Annotated in this window: 22 protein-coding genes; 9 read left to right on the top strand and 13 right to left on the bottom strand. The window is 64.4% G+C overall.

Features of this window, described 5'->3' with window-relative positions; all coding sequences use genetic code 11:
- Positions 1–46: 46 nt before the first annotated feature.
- From NKJ77_RS26090 to exbB, 3 genes are read right to left on the bottom strand one after another with little or no spacing between them, the layout of a single operon-like run.
- On the bottom strand, positions 47–1,000 hold the full coding sequence (locus NKJ77_RS26090) for an energy transducer TonB family protein (protein WP_352535936.1): 954 nt from the start codon (positions 998–1,000) through the stop codon (positions 47–49).
- Positions 997–1,455 (bottom strand): TonB system transport protein ExbD, encoded by a 459-nt coding sequence (gene exbD, locus NKJ77_RS26085; protein WP_023698723.1) that lies wholly within the window; start codon positions 1,453–1,455, stop codon positions 997–999. Before exbD ends, NKJ77_RS26090 begins: the two co-directional genes overlap by 4 nt.
- A 6-nt stretch (positions 1,456–1,461) precedes the next feature.
- A complete protein-coding gene (gene exbB / locus NKJ77_RS26080) occupies positions 1,462–2,439 on the bottom strand; it encodes a tonB-system energizer ExbB (protein WP_352535935.1) in 978 nt (325 codons plus the stop codon).
- A 344-nt stretch (positions 2,440–2,783) separates the two neighbouring features.
- Between exbB and NKJ77_RS26075 the strand changes: the two genes are divergently transcribed.
- Positions 2,784–3,452, top strand: coding sequence for a cysteine hydrolase family protein (locus NKJ77_RS26075; protein WP_023831834.1), 669 nt, complete (start codon positions 2,784–2,786; stop codon positions 3,450–3,452).
- Positions 3,453–3,540: 88 nt separating this feature from the next.
- On the opposite strand, the gene NKJ77_RS26070 is transcribed toward NKJ77_RS26075, so the two are convergent.
- Positions 3,541–4,497 (bottom strand): LLM class flavin-dependent oxidoreductase, encoded by a 957-nt coding sequence (locus tag NKJ77_RS26070; RefSeq protein ID WP_023726079.1) that lies wholly within the window; start codon positions 4,495–4,497, stop codon positions 3,541–3,543.
- Between the two features lie 158 nt (positions 4,498–4,655).
- Positions 4,656–4,811: a hypothetical protein gene (locus tag NKJ77_RS26065; protein ID WP_023831835.1), complete on the bottom strand. Its 156-nt coding sequence runs from the start codon at positions 4,809–4,811 to the stop codon at positions 4,656–4,658.
- 233 nt (positions 4,812–5,044) lie between these two features.
- On the opposite strand from NKJ77_RS26065, the gene NKJ77_RS26060 reads away from it, so the two are divergent.
- On the top strand, positions 5,045–5,812 hold the full coding sequence (locus NKJ77_RS26060; protein WP_023686096.1) for an SDR family NAD(P)-dependent oxidoreductase: 768 nt from the start codon (positions 5,045–5,047) through the stop codon (positions 5,810–5,812).
- Positions 5,813–6,021: 209 nt separating this feature from the next.
- Here the strand turns inward: NKJ77_RS26060 and NKJ77_RS26055 are convergent, their stop codons facing one another.
- The 8 genes from NKJ77_RS26055 to NKJ77_RS26020 all read right to left on the bottom strand — a co-directional run bounded on the left by NKJ77_RS26055 (position 6,022) and on the right by NKJ77_RS26020 (position 15,631).
- A complete protein-coding gene (locus NKJ77_RS26055) occupies positions 6,022–6,966 on the bottom strand; it encodes an ABC transporter permease (RefSeq protein ID WP_023687753.1) in 945 nt (314 codons plus the stop codon).
- Positions 6,963–8,018, bottom strand: coding sequence for an ABC transporter permease (locus tag NKJ77_RS26050; RefSeq protein ID WP_023831836.1), 1,056 nt, complete (start codon positions 8,016–8,018; stop codon positions 6,963–6,965). The genes NKJ77_RS26055 and NKJ77_RS26050 overlap by 4 nt, the downstream gene beginning before the upstream one ends.
- A 272-nt stretch (positions 8,019–8,290) precedes the next feature.
- A complete protein-coding gene (locus NKJ77_RS26045; protein ID WP_023831837.1) occupies positions 8,291–9,802 on the bottom strand; it encodes an ABC transporter ATP-binding protein in 1,512 nt (503 codons plus the stop codon).
- Between the two features lie 172 nt (positions 9,803–9,974).
- On the bottom strand, positions 9,975–11,000 hold the full coding sequence (locus NKJ77_RS26040) for a BMP family protein (protein WP_023694458.1): 1,026 nt from the start codon (positions 10,998–11,000) through the stop codon (positions 9,975–9,977).
- A 128-nt stretch (positions 11,001–11,128) separates the two neighbouring features.
- Entirely contained in the window at positions 11,129–12,076 is a 948-nt protein-coding gene (locus NKJ77_RS26035; RefSeq protein ID WP_023704993.1) for an ABC transporter permease, read from the bottom strand.
- 2 nt (positions 12,077–12,078) lie between these two features.
- Positions 12,079–13,050 (bottom strand): ABC transporter permease, encoded by a 972-nt coding sequence (locus NKJ77_RS26030; protein ID WP_023831838.1) that lies wholly within the window; start codon positions 13,048–13,050, stop codon positions 12,079–12,081.
- A gap of 1 nt (position 13,051) precedes the next feature.
- Entirely contained in the window at positions 13,052–14,569 is a 1,518-nt protein-coding gene (locus NKJ77_RS26025) for a sugar ABC transporter ATP-binding protein (protein ID WP_023831839.1), read from the bottom strand.
- A 48-nt stretch (positions 14,570–14,617) separates the two neighbouring features.
- Positions 14,618–15,631, bottom strand: a complete 1,014-nt coding sequence (locus tag NKJ77_RS26020; protein WP_023670464.1) for an ABC transporter substrate-binding protein — start codon at positions 15,629–15,631, stop codon at positions 14,618–14,620.
- Positions 15,632–15,835: 204 nt separating this feature from the next.
- Here NKJ77_RS26020 and NKJ77_RS26015 point away from each other — a divergent pair, with 204 nt between their 5' ends.
- From NKJ77_RS26015 to NKJ77_RS25985, 7 genes are all read left to right on the top strand, one after another.
- On the top strand, positions 15,836–18,256 hold the full coding sequence (locus tag NKJ77_RS26015; RefSeq protein ID WP_031195594.1) for a glucan 1,4-alpha-glucosidase: 2,421 nt from the start codon (positions 15,836–15,838) through the stop codon (positions 18,254–18,256).
- Positions 18,257–18,297: 41 nt separating this feature from the next.
- Positions 18,298–19,311 (top strand): phosphogluconate dehydrogenase (NAD(+)-dependent, decarboxylating), encoded by a 1,014-nt coding sequence (gnd, locus tag NKJ77_RS26010; protein ID WP_023831841.1) that lies wholly within the window; start codon positions 18,298–18,300, stop codon positions 19,309–19,311.
- A 23-nt stretch (positions 19,312–19,334) separates the two neighbouring features.
- A complete protein-coding gene (zwf, locus tag NKJ77_RS26005; protein ID WP_023831842.1) occupies positions 19,335–20,708 on the top strand; it encodes a glucose-6-phosphate dehydrogenase in 1,374 nt (457 codons plus the stop codon).
- Between the two features lie 119 nt (positions 20,709–20,827).
- Positions 20,828–21,532, top strand: coding sequence for an ROK family protein (locus NKJ77_RS26000; RefSeq protein WP_023831843.1), 705 nt, complete (start codon positions 20,828–20,830; stop codon positions 21,530–21,532).
- A gap of 214 nt (positions 21,533–21,746) precedes the next feature.
- Entirely contained in the window at positions 21,747–22,211 is a 465-nt protein-coding gene (locus tag NKJ77_RS25995; RefSeq protein WP_023687743.1) for a Ros/MucR family transcriptional regulator, read from the top strand.
- Positions 22,212–22,344: 133 nt separating this feature from the next.
- A complete protein-coding gene (locus NKJ77_RS25990; protein WP_023745387.1) occupies positions 22,345–23,445 on the top strand; it encodes a pyridoxal phosphate-dependent aminotransferase in 1,101 nt (366 codons plus the stop codon).
- Positions 23,446–23,603: 158 nt separating this feature from the next.
- Entirely contained in the window at positions 23,604–24,845 is a 1,242-nt protein-coding gene (locus NKJ77_RS25985; protein WP_023670472.1) for an MFS transporter, read from the top strand.
- Positions 24,846–25,086: the final 241 nt, after the last annotated feature.

Here is a 25,086-nt window from a genome sequence, read left to right as displayed (position 1 = left end):
AAGCGGGAAAGTACGTGGTCATGGGATCGGCCTTGTCCGGCTGCTTCTAGTTCCGCAGCGTGAACATCAAAGGCGCCACGACAGCCGTACCGGCCTTCTCAGGCGGTGGCGCGGGCACCGTCGCACCCTGCAGAATGGCGAGCGCGGCGCGATCGAGATCGGCGTCCCCCGAAGATCGTGTCAGCCGGACGGAGGTCACCTTGCCCGAAGCGCTGACGACGAAGGTCACATTTGCGGTACCCACGGCGCGCCGCGACCTTGCCGCGCTCGGGTAGCGCTTGTGCCGATTGATCCATCCGATCAGCTGGGAGTTCCATTTGCTTGCACTGACTGATGATCCACTCGATTGCGAAGCCTTCGGCGCCGACGCCTTCGCCGCTGCCTTTTGATCGACACTGGCGGTCACGACCGCTTTCGCCGGCGCGGCCTTTTCCTTCTTCTCTTTCTTTGCTTTCGGCTTGGGTTTTTCGGCAGCCTTCTTCGCCTTCTCGATCGGCTTGGTCTCCGCCGGCTTGGTCTCCACCGGCTTGGTCTGGGGCGGCGGAATGACCACATCCGGCGCTATGGTCGGGACGATGTCGGGCACCACCTCATCCAGCGGCGGCGATTGATCGGGCTGCTCGGCCGCTGCCGTCTCGATCGGAGCGGCGGGTTGAACCGCTTCCGTCTTCTCGGTGACCGGCTCCGGCTGACCGGGCTCGGGCTCCACGACGGGCTTGAGTTCGGCAACCGCCTCCTCGATCTGGTTCGGCGGCTCGGGCGTCACCACGTCGGCCATCGAGTCCTCCTGCACCGCCGGCGCCACCATCATCGGCGACAGCTCGATAGCCACAGCCGGCGGCGGGCCGCCATCGGCCATGTTGGCCAGGCTGAAGCTCTGGACGGCATAGACGATCGCGACATGCGCGCCGACAATGACAATGGCCGCAGCCGCCCACAAGCCAATTTCGCGCACGCCGGCGCGCGGCGCCGCGGGGGCGGCGGCGGCCAGTTGCGTCACGGGGCGGCGCCCGGGTGCGCCGCGGATGCGTCCGCCGGCACCGTCTCCAGCCCCACCAGCGCGATCTTCAGATAACCGGCGCCGCGCAGCAGGTTCATCACCTCCATCAGTTCGCCATAACCGACCGCCTTGTCGGCACGCAGGAAGATGCGGGTCTGCTTGTCGCCCTTGGTTCTGCCGTCGAGCACCGCGGCGAAAGCCTGGCGCGGCACGCTGTCATTGCCGATCGCCAGCGTCAGATCGTCCTTCAGCGTCAGGAACAGCGGCGTTTCCGGCCGGGGTGCTGGCGTCGCCGTCGAACCCGGCAGATCAACATTGACGTCGACTGTCGCCAAGGGGGAAGCGACCATGAAGATGATCAGCAGCACCAGGATGACGTCGATGAACGGGGTGACATTGATCTCGTGGTTTTCTTCGAGATCGCCATCGATAGCCTCGCGAATTCTAGCCGCCATGGCCCATCACTCCGCCGCCAGCGCGGGCGCCTGCGGCACCGTGCGGAAATCGAGATCGCGGCTGACCAGCCGTTCGACCCCGGCCGAGGCATCGGCAAGAATCTGCCGGTAGCCCGCTATCGACCTTGCAAAGAGGTTGTAGATGACCACTGCGGGAATAGCCGCGACCAGGCCCATCGCCGTGGCGAGCAGCGCCTCGGCGATGCCGGGCGCGACGACCGCGAGGTTGGTGGTCTGCGCCTGCGAGATGCCGATGAAGGCGTTCATGATGCCCCAGACGGTGCCGAACAAGCCCACGAAGGGCGCCGTCGAGCCGATCGTCGCCAGCACGCCGGTGCCGCGCGACACGCGCCGCGCCGCCGCCGCCTCGATGCGCGACAGGCGCGACGCCACTCGTTCCTTCAGCCCGTCGCCGGTAACATGGCCGAGCGCACCGGCCGAAAGGGCAGTCTCTTCCTCGGCTGCCCGCACCAAAAGCGCACCGGGGCCGCCATTGTTGCCAAGCGAGCGCCCGGCCTGGCGCAGTGTCGCGGCATTGCCGATGGCGCGCGCAGCGCGCCGGGCGCCGAGCTTGCCGAAGAGAATCTCCAGCGATTTGGCCAGCCACACCGTCCAGGTGACGAGCGAGGCGAAGGCCAACCCGATCATCACCGCCTTGACGATGATGTCGGCGGCCATGAACATGCCCCAGGGCGACAGATCGTGCGGCAGCGTCAGCGATATTGCCGAAGGCTCGGCCTGCGCGGATGCACCGGGCTGGTTTGCCGGCTGGGGCGCGGTCGGCGCCGCCTGCCCGGCAGTTGGCGAAGCCGGCGCGACAGGCGCAGCCGGTGCGGGCTGTTCGACTACGGTTGGCGCCGACTGGGGATCTGCAGCGGGCACCGTCGTCACCCTGGGCTGCGTGTTTGGCTGCTCTTGCGCAGCAGCGCTGCCGGCCGACAGCATGACCGCGGCCAGCGCCGCCAACAAACCATTTCTGGACACGCTTCGTCCTCGCTTCGTCATTGCACGTAACCGATCGGCTGGCCGGTGACGGGATGCGGGAACACCCCCATCTCGACCCCGAAAACTCCAGCCACGGATTCTGGCTTCTCTCAAACGCGGCACCGCCGCTGGGAAACAATTCAGGCGGCCGAGTGCCCCTGCTTGACTATAAAACATGAGCTTTGTAGTCAACAAACAAGATGGCTTTTTGGCCGACGATTGTGGGCGCGATGTCTCAACGGCACATCGTCCTGGCATCGGTCTACCTGGTGTCGTCGCACCGAGGGATGGACGGCCCAGGGTTGCTGGGCCACGATGCCGAGCAGCAATTGAGGCAGGCTGCGATGATCAAGGCGATACCGTTCGATTTCCCCTATGACGGCCGGCTGGTGCCGGCAAACACCGCGCTGCTGGTCATCGACCTGCAGGAGGATTTCCTCTCGCCGACCGGCTATTTCGCCAGGAAGGGTTATGACCCCGCGCCGCTGCGCGCCATCCTGCCTACGGTCAACCGACTGATATCAGCGGCACGCGCGGCCGGCCTTACCATCATTCACACCAGGCAGGGATATCGCGGCGACATGGCCGACATGACGCCGTACGAGAGATGGCGCCGCAAGCGGGCGGGTCTAGAAGGCACCGACGTGCTGCTGCGCTCCGGCCCCGGCTTTCAGATCGTCGCCGAGATCGACGTCGCGCCGCACGACATCATCGTCGACAAGACCTGCAACAGCGCCTTCACCTATACGGATCTGGAGCTTGTGCTGCGCGCACGCGGCATCACCCATCTGATCTTTTCCGGCTGCACGACCGATGTCTGCGTGCACACGACGCTGCGCGAGGCCTGCGACCTCAATTTCCAGTGCCTGACCATCGCCGACGCCTGCGCCAGCGGCGACCAATACGCGCATGACGCGGCGCTGCATATGGTGACGGTGGAGGACGGGGTGTTTGGTGCGCTGACGGAATCTGGCGCGGTGCTGGAGGCGCTGGCAGTGCTGAGTGGTGATTAGACGCTGGCGGGACAGCACCCCTCTGCCCTGCCGGGCAGAGGGGGGTGTGACGGAACGCTACGAAATAGCTTTCATTCCACCCGCAAATTCACCCTGCGTGAATATCCGACCCGCCCCGCGAGGCAAACGCGCCGGGCTGCGGCACCTCCGCCTCCCGGCGTGCCAGCGAGTTGCGCAAGAGCGCGATCGTCTCGCGGCCGACGCTGGCGATCTCGCGCGGCCGGTCGACACCGACGATCATGAACTCGCTGATGCCCAGCGCCGCATAGGGCAGCAGCGACAGGGCGATCTGCGCCGGTGGTCCGGAAAGTTCGACCGCCTTGTGGCCGACGGTAGAGGCGCCACCCTCCGAGCGGACCCGGACCGGAAGCGCAAAACGCAGCTTGCCGGCGCGGCCATGCTCGGCGGCGGCGCTGCGCGCCCGTTCCATCAGCTGGCGGATCTCGTCGAGCGAACCAGCCGTGAGTTCAAACACGTCGGCATGGCGGCCGGCGACCTTGAGCGCGGTGCCGGACTGGCCACCCATGCGGATGATCACGTCGACGCCATGCGGCCCCTTGCGCGGCACATAGCCACCCTTGATGCTGTAGAATGCACCTTCATGGTCGAAGGGCCGGTCGTTCGACCACAGCCGCTTCAGCAGCACCAGATATTCGTCGATGCGCTGCCAGACCACGGTGTGGCCGACCGGACGCGTCTCGGCATCGTCGTCATCCAGCGGCTCGCTCAGCATCCTCAGCGCCAGCCGGCCGCCGCTCCTGGCGTCGAGCGCCGCCAGTTGCCGCGCCGCAACGGCTGGCGCGATCACGCCGGCCCAGTGCGTCAGCACCACTTCCAGCGACGAGGTGCGGTCCAGCGCCTGGGCGGCGATGTCCATATTGGTCAACAGCCCGGCCGGGTCGTCGACGACGATGTTCTGGAAGCCGGAATCCTCGATCAGCGACAGCTTGGTCGCCGTCTCGACGAAATCATAGAAGAACGGTACGGCCGAACCGGCATCGGCGGCGTGCGTTTTACCGGGAACATGCGTGAACTCGATCGGCATTGCAATCTCCTCCATCACGTTGGATGTATGTCGCCCCCGGTTTTGAGACGACGACATGCGTAAAAACAAGCATCAGCGCCAAAGCGCGTCCGCGTTCGGTTCATCAACTCCGGTCACTCACTGAAAGCGCTAGGTCGCCACCCTTTCGGCCTGATCGGTCAGGGAATCAAGCCGAGCACGACTGCCCCGGTGAACACGAACGCAAGGGCAAAGACGAGATAGGCGAAAGCGCCGGCATAGGCCGGGCGGAAAGCCTGGCTATCGGCCAGCCTCTGGCTGGTGCGGTCCGTCTCGGCGTTCTGGATATAGGACATATCGACCTCCGTCTTGCGGATTAATCTATAAAATCAGTAGACTTTGTCGAGTGCTATTTTTTGGAGATATGTAGAATGATTTTCTCAGTATTCCTTATTATTTGGTTTGGCATTGCTGGGAGACCCCTGTTGGAGACAAGCGAGCGACAAGCTTGGCCGACGTCTGCATAGGCGATAGCATCGCCATTCCGGCGTAAATGCGGATCATTTCGATCGGGAACGGGGAACAGAACATGGGTACAAGACTAGCCGGCAAGATTGCAATCATCTCGGGCGGCGCGACCGGAATGGGCGGAGCGGCCTCGGAATTGTTCGCCGCCGAAGGCGCCAAGGTGGCGATCATCGACCGCAATGGCGAGGCGGCGGCAGCCACTGCGGCGGCGATACGCGCGCGGGGACATATCGCCGAACACTGGGTGGCCGACGTCTCGGACGAGGCGCAGGTCGAGGCCGCAGTGAAGGCGGCGACTGCCAGGCTCGGCCCGGCCACGGTGTTGTTCAACCATGCCGGCACCATCGTGATAAAGCCGTTCCTGGAGACGACAGTGCAGGAATGGGACTGGCTGCATGCGGTCAATGTCCGCTCGATGTTCCTGATGACGCGCGCCGTGTTGCCGGGCATGATCGCTGCCGGTGGCGGTTCGATCGTCTGCACCTCGTCGATCTCGGCTGTGGCGGCCACACCCATGGAGGTGCTCTACGACACCACCAAGGGCGCCTGCCACATGTTCGCGCGCGCCATCGCAGTCGAATTCCGCGACCGCAACATACGCTGCAACGCCGTCTGTCCCGGCTTCATCCGCACGCCGCACGGCCTGCGCGAGGTCGCCGATCTCGGCAAGCTCGGCGTCGACGTGTCGGACGCCGCATTGGCCGCGCAGCAGGGCCGCATCGGTGAGCCGGAGGAAGTGGCCAAGGCAGCGCTGTACCTCGCCAGCGATGAGTCCAGCTTCGTTAACGGGACGCATCTGTTTGTCGATAATGGTTTTACGGCGATGTGAGTATCCCAGGCTTGGCGCCCTTCCTCTCCCCCGTCGATCGGGGGAGAGGTGTCGAGCGCAGATCGACGGAGTGGGGGTCGACCCTTGGCGCAAGGAAGATTCATGCGCACCCGTTGGCAACAGTGGCGAGGTGGTTCCCCGCTCCGTCGCTGCTTCGCAGCGCCACCTCTTCCCCCGGAGGGAGAGGAAGGGCGCCAAGTCCTACTCGCTTACCGTTCTTCTCGTCGAAACGGCTTCAGCAGCGCCGACGGCGCAACCGCGTTGCGTGACATCACGGCCATCGCGACGATGGTGAAAATGAACGGCAGCATCAAGAACGCCTCATAGGGAATATGCCCGAGGCCGCTCGCCTGCATGCGCAATTGTAGCGCATCGACGAAGGCGAACAGCAGCGCCGCGCCCGCAGAGCGCCACGGGTCCCAGCGGCCGAACACGACCAGCGCGATCGCCACCCAGCCACGGCCCGACACGACACCAAAGGTGAAGGCGTTGAACTGTGCCATGGTGAGGAAGGCGCCCGCAAGCCCCATCAGCGCACCGCCGAGGATGACCGCCTGGAAGCGCGTGGCGATGACGCTGACCCCAGCGGAATCAGCGGCGCGCGGGTTCTCGCCGACCATCCGCACCGACAGCCCCCAAGGCGTGCGGTAGAGCACGAAAGCAGCGAGCGGGATGGCAATGATTGCCAAGTAGACCAGCGCAAACTGGTTGAAAACCGCTGACCCCAGAACCGGAATATCCGACAGCAGCGGGATCGGCACCGTCTGAAAACCCTTGATGCTGGGCGGCACCGATTGCTGGCCGAAGGTCAGACGGTAGAGGAAATAGGCAAGGCCGGACGAGAACAAAGTAACGCCGATGCCGCAGACATGCTGGCTGAGGCCGAGCGCCACGGTGAACAGCGCATGCAGCGCGCTCATCGCCATGCCGGTCAACACCGCGGCCAGCACGCCGAGCCACAGGCTGCCGCTGAGGCTGGCGGCGGTGAAGCCGGTCATCGCGCAGAGCAGCATGATGCCTTCGATACCGAGATTGAGCACGCCGGCCCGCTCGGAGAACATCTCGCCCAGCGTGGCAAATGCCAGCGGCGTGGCGATGCGGATAATGGCGGCGAGGAAGCCGACCTGAAAGATCTGTTCGAACACCGCGCTCATAAGGCGGCACCGACGCGGCGGATGCGATAGGCCGTGAACAGCAGCGCCACCAGCATGGCGAGCAGCGCCGTGCCCTGGATGACATCGCTGAGGAACGCCGGCACGCCGGTGGCGCGCGACATCGCTTCGGCGCCGGTCATCACGGCGGCCAGGAAGATCGCCGCCGGTACGACGCCGAGCGGATTGAGCCTGGCCAGCATGGCAACGACGATGCCGGAATAGCCATAGCCCGGCGAAATGTCGCTCATCACCTGGAAATGCACGCCGCCGACCTCGCCGACGCCGGCAAGCCCGGCCAGCGCGCCCGACAGCAGCGCCGTCGAGATCAGCACCCGCTCGACATGTATGCCGCCATAGCGGGCGGCTTCCGGGCTTTCGCCGGTGACCCTGATCCGGAAGCCGAGCGTGGTGCGCACGATCAGGAACCAGATCAACGGGGCCCCGATCAACGCGGCGATGACACCCAGATGCAGCCTTGTGCCTTCGAGCAGCACCGGAAAATTCGCCGAATCCTCGATCGGCGGCGAGATCGGATAGCCGCTGAACGAGTCCTTCCACGGCCCCTCGATCAGCGCCATCAGCGCATAGTAGATGACCGAGTTGAGCAGCAGCGAGCTGACGACGTCATCCACCTTGAATTTGACCCTGAGCGTCGCGGGCACCAGCGCTACCGCGGCACCGGCAGCAGCGCCCGCCAGCGCCATCGACAGGATCGCCAGCGCGCCCGGCATTGGGATGGCGCCGACGAAGCAGCTGGCCACGGCGCCGGCCAGCAATTGGCCCTCGGCGCCGATGTTCCAGAATTTGGCCCGGAAGGCGACGGCCACAGCCAGCCCGGTGAAGATCATCGGGGCGGCGCGAACCAGCGTTTCGGTGATGGCATAGCTGTCGCCGAACGAGGCCGACAGCATCACGCCATAGGCCTCAAGCACGCCGGCGCCGGCCAGCGCGATGAGGCCGCTGCACAGGACCAGCGCTGCGCCGATGGCCAGCAGCGGCAAAGCGAGATTGAACCAGGCGGGGGTGGAACTGCGGGCTTCGAGGCGGAACATCAGCTATGCCCCTCCGCCGCCCAGACGGTCGCGCCGCCCCTCATCCGCCTGCCGGCACCTTCTCCCCGTATAGACACGGATCTGGGCCCTATGGCAGCTCCCCTTTGCAGCTGTGGCGATTGGCGAAACCATGGGTGAGAGCCCCTCTCCCCGTCTCTATGCGGGGAGAGGATGCCGGCAGGCAGGTGAGGGGCAGCGCTGACGCTTAAAGTCAGCCAAAAGCGGGCAGTATTATTTGAGGTTTCTGCGAGGAACCGAGTGAGAAAGTCCATCTAGGCTCTGCCCTCCGCCCCGGTCATCAGCAGCCCAAGCCGCGCGATGGTCGCATCGGCGCTGTCCAGCGTGCCGGCGATGCGGCCCTCATACATCACCGCGATGCGGTCGCAGAGCACCAGCAGCTCTTCGAGATCCTCGCCGATGACGATGATGCCGCAGCCCTTGGCGCGCATGGCGAGGAATTTTTCGTGGATGAAGCGGGCGGCGCCGATGTCGAGGCCGCGCGTCGGCTGCGAGACGATCAGCACCTTCGGGTCGAAAGCCAGTTCGCGCGCCAGCAGCGCCTTCTGCAGATTGCCGCCCGACAGCGCGCCGGCGCGGGTCATCGGCCCGGGGCACCTGATATCATAAGCCTTGATCTGTTCTTCGGCGAAAGCGCGGATAGCGTCGGGCTTGAGCAGGCCTTTGCTGCTGAACGCCTCGGTGCCGATGCGCGGCAACACCATGGAATCGGCGAGCGGCAGATTGGTGACCAGCCCGGTCGTCATACGGTCTTCCGGGATGCGGCCAAGGCCGAGCGCCTGCACCTCGCGCGGCGAGAACCGCGTAACAGGTTTGCCGGCTATCGTCATCGCGCCGGCGTCGGGCGCGTGCGTGCCGGAAATCACCTCGGCCAGCGCCCGCTGGCCATTGCCGGAGACCCCGGCAATGCCGAGGATTTCGCCCGCGCGAACGGCAAGCGATACATCGCGCAGCGGCGTCCCCGAATGCCGTGAGGTGGAAATACCGTCGAGCGTCAGCACCGCCGCGCCTGGGGTCGAAGGTCCTCTTGCCGGCGGCACTATCTCATGGCCGCACATCAGCTGCGCCATTTCTGCCGATGTCGTGTTCGCCGGATCGTCGACACGGCCGGCGACGCGGCCATGCCGCAATACGGTGCAGCGATGGGTGAGCGCCCGCACCTCGTTTAATTTGTGCGAGATGAAGATGATGCCGAGCCCCTGCGCCGCCATCGAGCGCAGCGCCGAAAACAGCCCGTCGACCTCGCCCGGCGCCAACACCGCGGTTGGCTCATCAAGGATCAACAGCCTGGCGCCGCGAAACAGCGCCTTGACGATTTCGAGCCGCTGCTGCTCGCCGACCGACAGCGCGGAGACAGGCAGGTTGGGGTCCAGCGTCAGCCCATGCTGACGGCTGATGTCGGACAACCGGGCAAGTCCGCCGGCGCGGTCGATGCGGCCGGATTTGCCGGGAATGCCAATCAGAAGGTTTTCCAGGACCGTCAGCCTTGGCGCCAAATGAAAATGCTGGTGCACCATGCCGATGCCGGCGGCCAGCGCATCGGCCGAACTGGTGATCCGCACGGTCTTGCCCTGGATAAGAATTTCGCCGGCATCGGGCGCATAGGCGCCGAACAGCACATTCATCAGCGTCGTCTTGCCGGCGCCGTTTTCGCCCAGCAGGCCGAGGATCTCACCTGGGGCGACGCTTAGATCGACAGCCTCATTCGCCTTGACGGCGCCGAAGCTCTTGGTGATGCCGCGCATTTCGATGAGAGGGGCGGACAAGGATGCTCCTGCGGGATACCCCTCCCCCTCGAGGGGAGGGTGCCGAGCGAAGCGAGGCGGGTGGGGTCACCTCAACTGCCTCAACCCATGACTTAGCAGGATGGAGCACTTCGCGGAGGACCCCACCCGGCCCTGCGGGCCACCCTCCCCTCAAGGGGGAGGGTACGCCGAGCTAATCCGAAACCGGCGTGTTCTCATCCACATCCACCCGGAAATTGCCTTCCAGGATCTCGGCCTTCTTCTTCTCGACCAGATCCTTCACATCCGCCGGCAGCGTCTTGTCGAATTTATGGTAGGGCGCCAGGAACGACCCGCCCTTGGCCATGCGCGAGAAATCGCCATAATCCTGCGCGGTGAAGACACCGGCCTTGACCAGCTTGATCGCCTGCTCGACCGTCGGATACATGTCCCAGACCGGCCCGGTTATGACCGTGTCGGGGCCGAGGCTCGACTGGTCGGACATGTTGGAGATGGCGAGGATCTTCTTGTCCACCGCCGCCTCGATGACGCCGAAGCGCTCGGCATAGATGACATCGACGCCGGCATCGATCTGGGCGACCGCCGCTTCCTTGGCCTTGGGCGGATCGAAGAACGAGCCAATGAAGGCGACCTTCTTCTTGATGTTGGGATTGACCTCCTTGGCGCCGGCAAAGAAGGCGTTGACCAGCCGGTTCACTTCCGGAATGCCCATGGCCGCCACCGCGCCGATCGTGCCCGACTTCGACATCTTGCCGGCGATCATGCCGGACAGATAGGCCGGCTCGTGGATCCAGTTGTCGAAGACGCCGAAATTGGGCTCGGCCGGGCCGGCGCCCGAGCCGAACAGCCATGCCGTCTTCGGGAACTGCTTTGCCGTGCGGCGCGATTCACGCTCGGCGGCGAAGGCGTCGCCCAGCACCAGCTGGTACCCGCCTTGCGCATATTCGCGCATGACGCGGCTGAAATCGGCGGTCTGCACCTTTTCCGACCATTTGTATTCGATGCCGAGTTCCTTCTCGGCCTTCTGCAGGGCGACGTGGATCTGGTTGTCCCACGGCTCCTCGATCGGCGTGGCGAAGATCGCCGCCACCTTCAGCTTCTTGTCCTTGGCGAGGGCTGCACCCGGCAGCATGGCTGCGGCCAGGCCAAGTGCGCCGAGTTCCAGCACGTCGCGCCGCGACAGGCCGGTCGATTGCGATTTGTTTTTCCGGTTTTCCATCTAGTGCCCCTCTGTTTGACAGCCGTGTCGAGCCGACTGTTCCGAAATCAGACGCGGAACTATGGAACGGGTGCGGACTTTTGTCCACATGGTCAAATTTGGCGGGACTGCTGCCGGGCTCACGCCTTTTAGCGCAGCGCTTTCTCGCCGCCGGCTACGGTGATGACGCCGACGATGATCAGCCCGGTCAGCAACAGCCGAACGCCGGCGCTGACGCCGAACGTGTTGAGCATGGTCAGAAGCAGCACCAGGAACAGCGCCGCGCCCCAGACACCGGGAACATTGGCCTTGCCACCGGCGACCGAGGTGCCGCCGATGACGACGACGGCGATCGAGGCCAGCAGGTACTCGTTGCCGATATCAACATTGGCGCCGCGGAAATAGCCGGCGAGCAGCGCCCCGTCCATGCCGCCGAGCGCGCCCGACAGCGTGTAAGTCAGGAAGCGGGTGCGGCCGACATTGACGCCGGCAAGCCACGCGGCGCGGATGTTCTGGCCGATCGCCAGCACCGAGCGGCCATAGATCATGCGCTGCAAGGCGATGGCCGCACCGATGCTGAACAATACGGTAAGGATCGCCAGCACTGGAATGCCCAGGATTTGCCAGTTCGCAAAATCGGCAAAGCCGGGCGGCGGCTTGATCTGCAGGCCACGCCCATAGCTGATGTCGATCGACTGGATGATGAAGCTGGCCGACAGAGTGGCGATGATCGGCGGGATCCTCAGCGCCCAGATCAGGAGATAGTTGACGGCACCGATGGCGGCGCCGCAGGCGAGCGCGGCGAGCAGCCCGACCACGATCATGGAATCGCTGCCGCCCATGACCTTCATGGCGACGGCACTGGCGAGCCCGATATTGGCCGGCAGCGACAGGTCGACATTGCCTGGCCCGAGCGTGATGACGAACATTTGGCCGACGCCGACGATCACGGTGAACACGGCAAGCGAAAGTGCCGCCGTGATCATGCCGCCGCCGCCATAGCCGCCGGTGAAAGCGATGGTCGCCAGCCAGACGAACATCGCGCCGATGAACGACCAGATCCAGGGTTTGGCGACAAGCGATTTAACCAGCGTCATCGCTACCTCTCCCTGCGGCTGATCAGGACGCGGGCTGCCAGCACGATGATCAGGATGGCGCCGTTGGCCGCGACCTGCCAGTCCGGCGGAATGTGCATGAAGGTGAGCAGAGGCGATGCCGCCAGCGCCAGTGTCAGCGCGCCGAGCACGGCGCCGATCGGCGACACCCGGCCGCCGACGAACTCGCCGCCGCCGAGAATGACGCCGGCGATCGCCAGCAGCGTGTAGCCATTGCCGATATTGGCGTCGGCCGAGGTGGTGATGCCGATCAGCGCCATGCCGGACAGAACGCCGAATAGGCCGGTCAGCGCAAACAGCACGATCTTGGTTCGAAGCAGCGACCAGCCAGCGCGCCTGAGCGCCGCCGGATTGCCGCCGGATCCCCGCAGGATGACGCCACAGGAGGTGCGCATCAGCCCAAAATGCACCACCGCTGCGATCGCCAGCGCGGCGATGATAGGGAACGGAATGAAGGGCGGCTTGAAGGCCATCAGCGACAAGAGCCAGTCCGGCGCCTTGCCACCGGGCTTGGGCAGCACCAGAATGGCAAGCCCCTGCCAGACGAAGCTCATGCCCAGCGTTACCACGATCGACGGCAGATTGCGCAGATGGATCAATGCGCCCAGCAGTGCATAGACCCCGATGGCGCCGAGCAGGATGACCACGCCGAGCAGCGGCGCGTCCTTCAGCCAGGTCGCGGTGACGCAGCCGACAAAGCCGACAAAAGTGCCGATCGACAGATCGAGCTCATTGCCGGCGATGACGAACATCTGGGCGATCGTCGCCAGCGCGATCGGGATAGCCAGGTTCAACATCAGGCTGAAGCCGAAATAGCTGATGGCGCGTGGGTTGAGCCAGGCGATGGCGATAACCACCAGCGCCAGCGACAGCGCCGGCAACAGGCTGCGCAACAGGCGCGCGCGGGCGGCACTGCTGCGCGGCGAGGTCGTCGGGCCGGGAGCGATTGCCGTCATCTCAGGCCGCGTCGCCGAATGAGGACTGGATGATCTTTTCCTCGGTCAGCTCGTCGCGCGTGAGATTGGCGACGATGCGGCCGTTCTTGAAGACATGGATGTGGTCGCAATTGTCGAGCTCTTCGGTCTCGGTGGTGTACCAGAGGAAGGTCCGGCCCTTGGCCGCCTCCTCGCGCACGAGATCGTAGACCTCAAGCTTGGTGCCGATGTCCACGCCGCGCATCGGATCGTCCATCAGCACGATCTGCGCATCGGAACCCAGTGCGCGGGCAAACAGCGCCTTCTGCTGGTTGCCGCCGGACAGCGAGAAGATGTTGTTGGTCATGTCAGGCGTGCGGATGCCGATCTTCTGCTTCCAAAACTCAGCAAGCTCGGCCTCGCGCTGCGGCGAGATCAGCAGCCCTTTGCGCAGCCGCGCCAGCGAGCGGATGCCGATGTTTTCCGAGATCGACCATTGCGGAAAGATGCCTTCCGATTGGCGGTCTCCGGCCACCAGCGCCACCGGGGCGGTCACCTCGATATCAAGCCTTCTACGCGTCGCGGCGGCAAAGATCGCCAGCAACAGGTCGGTCTGGCCATGGCCGGCAAGCCCGGCAAGCCCGATGATCTCGCCGGCGCGGGCGACAAGCTCCTTGCCGTCCTGCTGCCGCTCGGGCCGCGCCCGCACCCTGACCGGGCCACCCGCCGGCCTGGCGGCGATCTCCGCCGCGATCTTCTCGCGCGCTTCCGCGCCACCCATGGTGGCCACCAGCCGGTCGCGGTCGAACGCTTTTGCAACGTCCGTGGCGACCACCTTGCCGTCGCGCATCACCACGATGCGGTCGGCATTTTGCAGCACCTCGCCCAGCACATGCGAGATCAGGATGCAGCTGCCCCCGGTGGCTACGAAACGGCGCACGAAGGCAAGCAGCTGGCCCGCAGTATGCGCGTCCAGCGAAGAGGTCGGCTCGTCGAGAATGACCAGGTCGAGCGGATCGCGCGTCACCGTGAAGGCGCGCGCCACCTCGACCATCTGCCGCCGGCCGATGGAGAGATCGCCGGCAATGTCGTCCGCCGAGATGCCGTGATCCGGAAAGATTTCGTCCAGCTTGGCGGCAATGAGAGCAGCCGCCTTGCGTCGCCAGCCGAAGCCGGTGAGCGCCGGATGGTTGATGCGCGTATTCTCCGCGATACTGAGGTTAGGGCAGAGCGACAGTTCCTGGAACACGCAGCGTATGCCGAGTTTCAGCGCGCGCGCCACCGAGTAGTCGGTTTCGGCATTGCTACGCACCGCGATCTCACCGCCATCGGGCTGCAGCGTACCGGCCACCATGTGCATCAGCGTCGATTTGCCGGCTCCGTTGTGGCCGACCAGCCCGACGCATTCGCCTGATACAACATGGAAGTCGACGCCGTTAAGCGCCCGAACGGCGCCGAAATGTTTTTCGGCGCCGTTCAGCCTGATGATGTCCAAATGGGCGGCGCCGAAATGTTTTTCGGCGCCGCCCAGTCTGATGATGTCCGTATTGGCCTCAGGCATGCTCAACGATATCCGGTCGGTCATGCCGCTGGCAATGAATGCAATGCATCACTTGATATTGGCTTTGATCGCCGCGATTGCGTCTTCCTGGCTGTATTCGTGGGTGGCGACGCCGCCCTCCTTGATTTTCGGCAGCTCGGTCTCGAAATTGTCCTGGGTAAAGGCGAGATACGGCACCAAAAGGTCATGCGGAATGTCCGTGCGGCCGTCGAGCACCTGCTGCGCCACCCAGAAGGCCAGCGACGACACGCCGGGCGCTATCGAGGCCGACCAGGTCTGGTAGCCGTCCTTGTCCTTCTGCTCCTTCCACCATTTCAGCTCGTCCTGGCGGTTGCCCATGATGATGGTCGGACGCGGCTTGCCTGCGGCGGCAAAGGCTTGTGCCGCGCCATAACCGTCACCGCCCTGGTCGACGATGCCGACGATGTCGGGCAGCGAAGGCAGGATCGTCGCGACTGCCTTCTGCGCCGTCGTCTGGTCCCAGTCGCCGGTCACCGAACCGACGATCTTGAACTCGGGATGGGCGGCGACGCCTTCGAGGATGCCGGCATGGATGGCATCGTCGATCGAGGTGCCGGCAAGGCCGCGGATTTCCAGGAGATTGCCGCCCTTGGGCTGGAATTTGGCCATCTGCTCGACTTCCTGCTTGCCCATGTCCTTGAAGTCGACGACGACGCGGTAGGCGCAAGGTTCGGTGACGGTCCCGTCGAAGGAGACGACGACGATGCCGGCATCGCAGGCCTGCTTGATGGCGCCGTTCAGCGCATCCGGCGATGCGGCGTTGATGACGATGGCGTCATAACCCTGCAGGATCAGGTTCTGCACCTGGGCAGCCTGGGTCGGCACTTCCTTGTCGGCGGTGGTGAAGATGTCGGCGGCGCCGACGATCTTATCCTCCACCGCCTTCTTGGTGACGATGCCGTAGCTGTCGAGCATCGCCTGGCGCCACGAATTGCCGGCGTAATTGTTGGAGAAGGCGATCTTCTTGCCGCTGGTGTCGGCAAGCGCCGTGCCCGAGGCGAGCATCGCCGCCAGAGCGCTCAGGACGAGCAGTGTCTTCATGTCATAATCCTCCCATAGATTGTCGGCCCCGCCGACTGTTGCAGATGGTTTTGGCGTTGTCTGCCTGTTTTTTATCTATTGTCAGACAAATTCAGATACGCCCGCTTGTCAACTGCGATCGATCACGCTTGGACGATCAACTTCAGGTGCGGCGGTTGAAAAGCCTTCGCGTGCTGGTCTAGGGAAGGGTCCAGGAGACCATGCATGGCAGCGATGCCGCCGACCCTTCCCCCCAGTGCACCCAAAAGAATGGGCGCCCCCGGAATTCCGGCGCGCTGGACGTCAAGCGCCAAGAGCGGCGTAGGTGCCGCGCTTTCGCCGGCGAGCCGCGTCTGGTTCACGCTCAGCCATGGCATCGTCAACGAGGTCTACTATCCCGGCCTCGACAGCGCCTGCACGCGCGACATGGGACTGCTGGTCACCGGCCTCGGCGGCTGGTTTTCCGAGGAGAAGCGTGACGCTACGCATGCCATCGAGCCGTTCGAGGAAGGCGTGCCCGCCTACCGGCTGGTCAACGCGACGGCGCGTTACCGGATCGAAAAGCGCATCCTGGCGGATCCGGCGCGCCCGGCCCTGCTGCAGGAAACCAGCTTCACGGCACTCGAGGGCGTGGCCACGGACTACCGCGTCTACGCCCTGCTGGCGCCGCATCTGGTCAATGCCGGCATGGGCAACACCGCTTGGATCGGCGAGCACAAGGGCAAGCCGATGCTGTTTGCGTCCGGGCGCGGCGCCTGCCTGGCGCTTGCCTCGTCGTTGCCTTGGGGCGACTGCTCGGCCGGCTATGCAGGCTTTTCCGACGGCTGGCAGCAACTCAGCCGCGCCGGCCGGCTCGATCCTGCCTGCCAAAGCGCGGAGGACGGCAATGTCGCGCTGACCGGTGAGATCGGCTTTTCCTTAGCCAACAGCAAAGCCTTGCTTGCGCTTGGGTTTGGGGCAACGCCGGATGAAGCGGCCGAAAACGCCGCCGCCAGCCTGAAACGCGGTTTTGAGCCGGCGGCAAAGGCCTATGTCGCGAAATGGCGGAAATGGCAGGCAGGCCTGACGCCGCTCGACCACCATGATGCATCCGGCCTCAACACCTACCGCGTCAGCACAGCGGTGCTGGCGACGCACCTGTCGCTGGCGAGGCCCGGCGCGGCCGTTGCCAGCCTGTCGATCCCGTGGGGAGCGAGCAAGGGCGACGACGACCTTGGCGGCTATCATCTGGTCTGGCCGCGCGACCTTGTGGAAACCGCGGGCGGCTTCCTCGCCGCCGGCGATCCGGCGCAGGCGCTTGAGATCCTCGCCTATCTCCGTTCCATCCAGCGGCCGGACGGCCACTGGCCACAAAATGTGTGGCTCGACGGCTCGCTCTATTGGCCGGGCATCCAGATGGACGAATGCGCCTTCCCGCTGCTGCTTGCCGATGCGCTGCACCGCGCCGGCCACCTGCCGCGCGCAAAGCTCGCCGCCTTCATGCCGATGGTCGAGAAAGCAGCATCCTATGTCGTGCGCAACGGCCCCGTCACCGGGCAGGACCGCTGGGAGGAGGATGCCGGCTACAGCCCATTCACGCTCGCCGTCGAAATATCGGCACTGCTTGGCGCCGCCGATCTGTTCGACGTTGACGGAAAACCGGAGCCGGCTAACTATTTGCGCGAGGTCGCAGATTGCTGGAACGACCAGATCGAGCGCTGGACCTATGTCAGCGGCACACCGGAGTGCCACGAGGCTGGCGTCGACGGGTACTACATCCGCATCGCGCCGGCCGACGCTTCAGGCGCCGCATCGCCGAAGGACGGCTTCGTACCGATCAAGAACCGTCCGCCGGGCGATACCGACAAGCCGGCCGAAGCGATTGTCAGCCCGGACGCGCTGGCGCTGGTCCGCTTCGGCCTCAGGGCCGCGGACGATCCGCGCATCGTCGGCACGGTCAAGATCATCGACGCGCAACTGCGCTGCGACCTGCCGCAAGGGCCTCTATGGTACCGCTACACCAGCGACGGTTATGGCGAACACGCCGACGGCGCCCCCTTCGACGGCAACGGCCAGGGCCGACCCTGGCCGTTGCTGGCCGGCGAACGCGCCCACTACGAGCTGGCCGCCGGTAACAAGGACAAGGCGGCAAGCCTGCTCAGGACATTCGAGGCTTCGGCTGGTGTGGGCGGTCTGCTGCCGGAACAGGTCTGGGACGGCGCCGACATACCGGAGCGCGAATTGTGGCTGGGCAGGCCGTCGGGCAGCGCCATGCCGCTGGTCTGGGCGCATTCGGAACACATCAAGCTGTTGCGCTCGCTCCGCGACGGCGCCGTCTTCGACATGCCGCCGCAAGGCGTCAAGCGCTATGTCAGGGACAAGACCGGCTCGCCGCTGAGGATATGGCGCTTCAACAACAGGCTGCGCACCATGGAAGCCGGCAAGACGCTGCGGGTTGAACTGCTGCAGCCGGCACTGATCCGCTGGAGCGGCGACCAGTGGCAGACCAGCCATGAAATCAACACGTCCGTGAATGTCTTTGGCGTCCATATGGCGGATCTGCCGGTGACCGATATTCCGCGAGGTAATACGATCGTCTTCACTTTTTTCTGGCCCGACGGCGACCGTTGGGAGAATGTCGACTTCACCGTCGGCATTGAGAACTAACTCGCCAGCAATTTCTTTCCTCAAGCGACTAGGACAAGACCATGCAGATCGGAATGATGGGACTGGGCAGGATGGGCGCCAACATGGTGCGCCGCCTGATGCGCGACGGCCATGAATGCGTCGTCTACGACATCAACCCGGCAAGCGTTGCCGCCCTGGTTGCCGATGGCGCCATCGGCGCCGCATCGATGGAGGAGTTCGTCGGCAAGCTTTCCAAGCCGCGCAGCGCCTGGCTGATGCTGCCGGCGGCGATCACCGGCAAGATCGCCGACCAGGTGGCGGCGCTGATGGAGCCCGGCGACATCATTATCGACGGCGGCAATTCCTATTATCACGACGCTGTCGACCAGGCGGCCGAGCTTGCGGCCAAGGGCCTGCACTATGTCGATGTCGGGACCAGCGGCGGCGTCTGGGGCTTGGAGCGCGGCTATTGCCTGATGATCGGCGGCCCCGATACGGCGGTTAAACACCTCGATCCGATCTTCGCCACGCTGGCGCCCGGCGCCGATGCCGGCGCCACGCCCGACAAGGCGGGCGGAACCGCACCCTTTGGCTACCTGCATTGCGGACCGAGCGGCGCCGGTCATTTCGTCAAGATGATCCACAACGGCATCGAATATGGCGTCATGGCCGCCTACGCCGAAGGCATGAACATCCTGAAATCGGCCAATGCCGGCAAAAGACAGCGCACGGCGGACGCCGAGACCAGCCCTTTGGAAAACCCGCAATACTATCAGTTCGACATCGACCTGCCGCAAGTGGCCGAGGTCTGGCGCCATGGCAGTGTGATCGGCTCGTGGCTGCTCGACCTCACCGCCGGCGCACTGAAGAGCGACCCGGCATTGACCCAGTTCGGCGGCCGCGTCTCCGATTCCGGCGAAGGACGCTGGACGCTGAAGGCGGCGATCGACACCGGGGTGCCGGCGCCGGTTCTGTCCTCGGCTTTGTTCGACCGCTTCTCCTCGCAGGGCGAATCCGAATTCGCCGACAAGCTGCTGTCGGCCATGCGCTATGCCTTTGGCGGCCATGTCGAAAAGCCGAAGGCCGGCAAGTGAAGGCCGCAGGGGAGACGCGCAAGATGAACCCGGAACGGTCCGACACGCTGGTGCTCTTCGGAGCAACCGGCGACCTTGCCCACAAGAAGATATTTCCGGCCCTCTACCAGATGGTAGCCAAGGGGACGCTGACCGAGCCGGTGATCGGCGTCGCCTTCGATGCCTGGGACATCAACCAATTGCAGGCGCGGGCCCGCGACGGCATCGTCAACGCTGTCGGCAAGATCGACGAAAAGATCTTCGCCAAATTCGCCAGTCTGCTGCGCTATGTCAGCGGCGACTACCGCGACGGCGCGACCTTCGAGAAGCTGAAGACGGCGCTCGGCTCGGCGCAGCGGCCGCTGCACTATATGGCGGTGCCGCCGACCATGTTCGAGACCGTTGTCCAGGGGCTGGAGCAATCCGGTACCGCGCATGGCGCGCGGCTGATGGTGGAAAAGCCGTTCGGCCACGATCTCCAATCAGCGCGCTGGCTGAACCGCGTGCTGCATCTGGTGTTCGAAGAGCAGTCGATCTTCCGCATCGACCACTATCTCGGCAAGGAGGCGATCCAGAACCTGCTCTATTTCCGCTTTGCCAATTCCTTTCTCGAGCCGATCTGGAACCGCAACTTCGTCGAAAGCGTACAGATCACCATGGCCGAGGACTTCGGCGTCGAAGGCCGTGGCAAATTCTATGACGATGTCGGCGCTATCCGCGATGTGATCGAGAACCATCTGCTCAACATCCTTTTGCTGCTCGCCATGGAACCGCCGGTCGGCCGCTCGGCCGACGATCTGATCGACGAGAAGGTGCAGGTGCTGCGCGCCATCCGCACGCTGACCAAGGACGACGTCGTGCGCGGCCAGTTCACCGGCTACCTCGCTGAACCCGGCGTGAAGCCGAACTCGCCGGTCGAAACCTTTGCCGCGGTGCGCTTCATGGTCGACACCTGGCGCTGGCAGGACGTGCCCTTCTTCATCCGCACCGGCAAGAACATGCCGGTGCATGTGACCGAAGTGATCGTGCGGCTGAAGCGGCCGCCGCTCGACGTCTTCGATCCGATCAAGCCCAGCGACGCCAATTACGTGCGCTTCCGCATCGACCCGCAGGTGGCGATCTCGATCGGCGCGCAGCGCAAGGCGCCCGGCGACGACATGGTCGGCGAGCAGGTCGAGCTCACCGCGCTCGACGATTCGAAGGGCGACATGCCGCCCTATGAGCGGCTGATCGGCGATGCCATGAACGGCAATGGCCAATTGTTCACCCGCCAGGATGCCAGCGAGCTTGCCTGGCGCATTGTCGGCCCGGTGCTCGGCGACACCACGCCGCCGCATATCTATGAGCCGAAGACCTGGGGGCCGGCCGACGCCATGGTCAGCTTCGGGCCGCCCAACGGCTGGATCAATCCGAGTTGAGCAATTCCAGGAAAAGTGCGAGCGGTCTTTCCGTCCGAAATTGGGTAAAAACAAAGAGTTGGAGCATTCCCCCGTTTCCCTGAAACGCGGGAATGCGCCAAGTGAGCGGAGGAAACGACATGGCCAAGGCAGCCAGGCCCGCGAAGGCCAAGGCCGAACCGATCGTGCTGACGATCGATGTCGGCGGCTCGCATGTGAAAATCCTCACCAGCGCAGGCGGCGAGATGCGCCGCGCCGATTCCGGACCGGACCTGACGCCGCAGCAGATGGTCGCCACGGTGAAGACGCTGGCCGAAGGGCTGGCCTATGACCTGATCTCGATGGGCTATCCCGGCCCGGTCAGGCACAACAGGCCTTCGCTCGATCCCGCCAATCTCGGCAAGGGCTGGGACGGCTACGATTTTGCCGCCGCCTTCGGCAAGCCGGTCAAGGTCGTCAACGACGCGCTGCTGCAGGCGATCGGCAGCTACGATGGCGGGCGCATGCTGTTCCTCGGCCTCGGCACCGGCCTGGGCGCGGCGATGATCCTCAACAATGTCGGCCAGCCAATGGAACTGGCGCATCTGCCGTACCGCAAGGGCGGCAGTTTCGAAGATTATGTCGGTGAGCGCGGCCTGGAGAAATACGGCAAGAAAAAATGGCGCAAATACGTTGTCGACGTCGTCGAGCGGCTGCGTGCGGCGCTGCAGCCGGATTATGTCGTCATCGGCGGCGGCAATGTCGACAGACTGGATGAATTGCCCGCCACATCCAGGCGCGGCGACAATACGCGCGCTTTCGAGGGCGGTTTTCGACTATGGCGCGACAAGGCGCTGATCGTCTGATAGTATTAAAATTCAGTATAGTTGTTCAAAATGACGTGTGGCGCGATACGAAGTCATTGCGTTACGCAGATTTGGCGATTAGATCGGTGGCACCGGATGGAATCATCTGGCGCAACCGCACATATGCGGCAAGACAAATGACTAGAGCGGATTTCCGGCTCCGCTGGGACCACTCTGGGAGTTTCCGCCACCCCCCTAGCGACGGAGAGATAAATTGGCCGACGACAGCAACGACTCTGACAAGGACATCGACCTGCTCGAGCTTACCGCCCATATCGTGTCCGCTTACGTCGAGAAGAACCGCTTGCCCGTTGCCGGCCTGAGCGATCTCATCGCCAGCGTTGCGGCGTCGATCGGCGGGCTCAGCCAGCCGCCGGCCCCAGTGGCGGCGCCGCAGATCCCGGCCGTCAATCCCAAGCGGTCGGTGACGCCGGATTACATCATCTGCCTCGAGGACGGCAAAAAATTCAAATCGCTGAAGCGCCATCTCGGCGTCCATTTCAACCTGACGCCGGAAGCCTATCGTACCAAATGGGGCCTGCCGGCCGACTATCCGATGGTTGCCCCCAACTACGCGGCGTCGCGCTCCGAGCTGGCCAAGTCGATCGGCCTCGGCCGCAAGGCTGCAGTGGCCGCGCCGGCGAAAGCCAAGGGTCGGAAGGCCAAAGTTCCGGCCTGAGTGGGATCAGCGCCTCGGCCCTGAGCCAATCGTTTGGACGACTGGAACAGAAGCCTGCCGGCGAATGAGCCTTGGCAGGCTTCGTGCTTTTGTGGCTTGGATACACCACAGAGATTGCTTTGGGGGAGCAGCGATGAACTACGCCAGAATGGTGATCGAGAAAGAGGCGCCGGAGGAATACGGCTACGATCGCATTCGGTTCAATCTCTCCGAAAGCTCGATCGCCGATCAGAAACTCTCCGACGTCGGCCTGTCGCTGCCGGATCTCACGCTGTTCTACGGCGAGCATCGCGGCGACAAGGAGTTGCGGGCGCTGATCGCGGCGCAAGACAAAGGCATCTCCGCTGACGATGTTCTGGTGACCGCCGGTGCGGCGGGCGCGCTCTTCATCATTTCGACCTCGCTTCTGTCGGAGCGCGACCATCTTGTCGTCGTCCGGCCGAACTACGCCACCAACATCGAGACCCCCAAGGCGATCGGCTGCGCCATCTCCTATGTCGATCTCGATTTCGACGCAGGCTTTGCCATCGATTTCGGCCGCGTCGCCGCCAGCATGCAACCGAACACCAAGCTGATCAGCGTCACCTGCCCGCACAACCCGACCGGCACGATGATGGGCCGGGCCGATCTCGACGCGCTGATTGCGCTGGCCGAAGCGAGCGGCTGCCATCTGCTGGTCGACGAGACCTATCGCGACCTCTCCTATGGACAGCGCCTGCCGGCGGCGGCTTCTCTCAGCCCCAAGGCGATCAGTGTCTCGTCGCTGTCGAAAGCCTTCGGCATTCCCGGCATCCGCATTGGCTGGCTGATCACCAGCGATGCTGAACTGCAGGAGCGCTTCCTCGCCGCCAAGGAGCAGATCGGCATTTGCGGCAGCGTGATCGACGAAGGAATTGCGCGCGGCATGCTGGAGCGCCGCGACGCTTTCTTGGCCGCGCTGCTGCCCGAGATGGCGAAACGCCGCGACATCGTGCAAGCCTGGATTGACCGCGAGCCGCTGGTCGACTGGGTGCGGCCACAAGGCGGCGTCGTTGGATTTCCAAGGCTCGTTGTCAGTCCAGACTTCGACCTCGACCGTTTCTACGTCAATCTGCTGGAAAGCCACGGCACCTATGTCGGTCCCGGCCACTGGTTTGATATGCCCAAGCGCTTCTTCCGCGTCGGTTTCGGCTGGCCGAAAGAGGCGGAATTACAGGGCGGCCTCGACGCCATCACCGCCGCGCTGAGGCAGTAACGTCCGCGTGCAATCGGGCGAGCGGCTGGAAAACCGCTTGATCCAGGCCCGATTTTCACGCATACGCGCCCCGAACTTTGATAAGTTTCATTGGCCGGAACAGCGCCCATTTCCGGGAAGTGCCCCGCCGGCCAATGCAAGCAACGGGGCCTGTATCCATGACATCCCATTCCCATACACCGCCTGACCGGCGTTACGCCGCCTTCCGCCATCGCTCCTTCCTGAGCTATTGGGCGGCGCGTTTCCTGACCACCTTCGCCACCATGATCGTGTCCGTCGCCGTCGGCTGGCAGATCTATGATCTGACGCGCGATCCCTTCGATCTCGGCATTGTCGGCATCGTCCAGTTCCTGCCGTCGCTGCTGCTGGTGCTGGTCACCGGCGTTGTCGCCGACCGTTTCGGCCGCCGCCTGATCATGGCGCTGGCGACGGTAGTCGAGGCAGGTTGTGCGCTTGTCCTGTTGTACTTCACGCTGCGCGGTCTCGTCAGCCCGCTGCCGATCTTCATCGTGCTGGCTATGTTCGGCCTGGCGCGCGCTTTTTATGGGCCGGCCTCGTCGTCGCTGTTCGCCAACCTTGTTCCGCCGGAAGATTTCGGCAATGCGATCGCCTGGAACTCGTCCGCCTGGCAAACGGCGACCATTGTCGGCCCGGTCGCCGGCGGCCTGCTCTATGGCGTCTCGGCCGAAGCCGCTTACGCCGTTGCCTCCGTGCTGATGCTGGTGGCCGGTCTGCTGATCTTCACCATTCCGAAACCGGCCCAGCAGAGCGCCACCGACAAGCCGACGATGGAGACGCTGTTTGCCGGCTTCCGATACATCTGGAGCGAGAAGATCGTCTTGGGCGCCATCTCGCTCGACCTCTTCGCCGTGCTTCTGTCCGGTGCCTCGGCGCTGCTGCCGGTCTATGCCCGCGATATTCTGGAACTCGGCCCGTGGGGCCTCGGCCTGCTGCGCTCGGCGCCCGGCATCGGCGCCATCTGTGTCGCGGTCTGGCTTGCCGGGCATCCGCTGCGCGACAGTGCCGGCAAGATCATGCTCGGCTTCGTCGCCGGGTTCGGCGCCTTCACCGTGCTGTTCGGCGTCTCGACCATCACCTGGCTGTCGATCCTGGCCCTTGCCGGCCTCGGCGCCACCGACATGTTCAGCGTCTATATCAGGGAGACGCTGATCCAGCTGTGGACACCCGACGAGGTGCGCGGCCGCGTCAACGCCGTCAACCAGGTCTTCGTCGGCGCCTCCAACGAAGTCGGCGAGTTCCGCGCCGGCACCATGGCGGCGCTGATCGGCACCGTGCCGGCGGTGGTGATCGGCGGCGTCGGTGCGATTGCCGTCGCCGGACTGTGGGCGGTGCTGTTTCCGCAACTGCGAAGGGTGCGGCATCTCAACAGCCGCAACTGATCGAGTAAGCCGCAGGATCCGGCGCTCGGTCCAAATCAGCTTGCGCCGATGACGGCTTAGATGGGCCGGAAGCGGATGGGCCGGTTCTGGGCGAACTAGCCAGATGGCGGGGCAGCCACAGGGTGGACATTTCAGTCCATATGGAAAATGATTATGTTGCCATGCACAATACTGCAGTGCTCTGGTCTCGACGAGAAACCTTAAATATAGAAGAGAACCACCCGACCTCCGGGTCCAGCTA

The organism is Mesorhizobium sp. M0052, from assembly GCF_040323255.1.
GTDB lineage: Bacteria > Pseudomonadota > Alphaproteobacteria > Rhizobiales > Rhizobiaceae > Mesorhizobium.
This window is presented reverse-complemented; position numbering and strand designations above follow the sequence as displayed.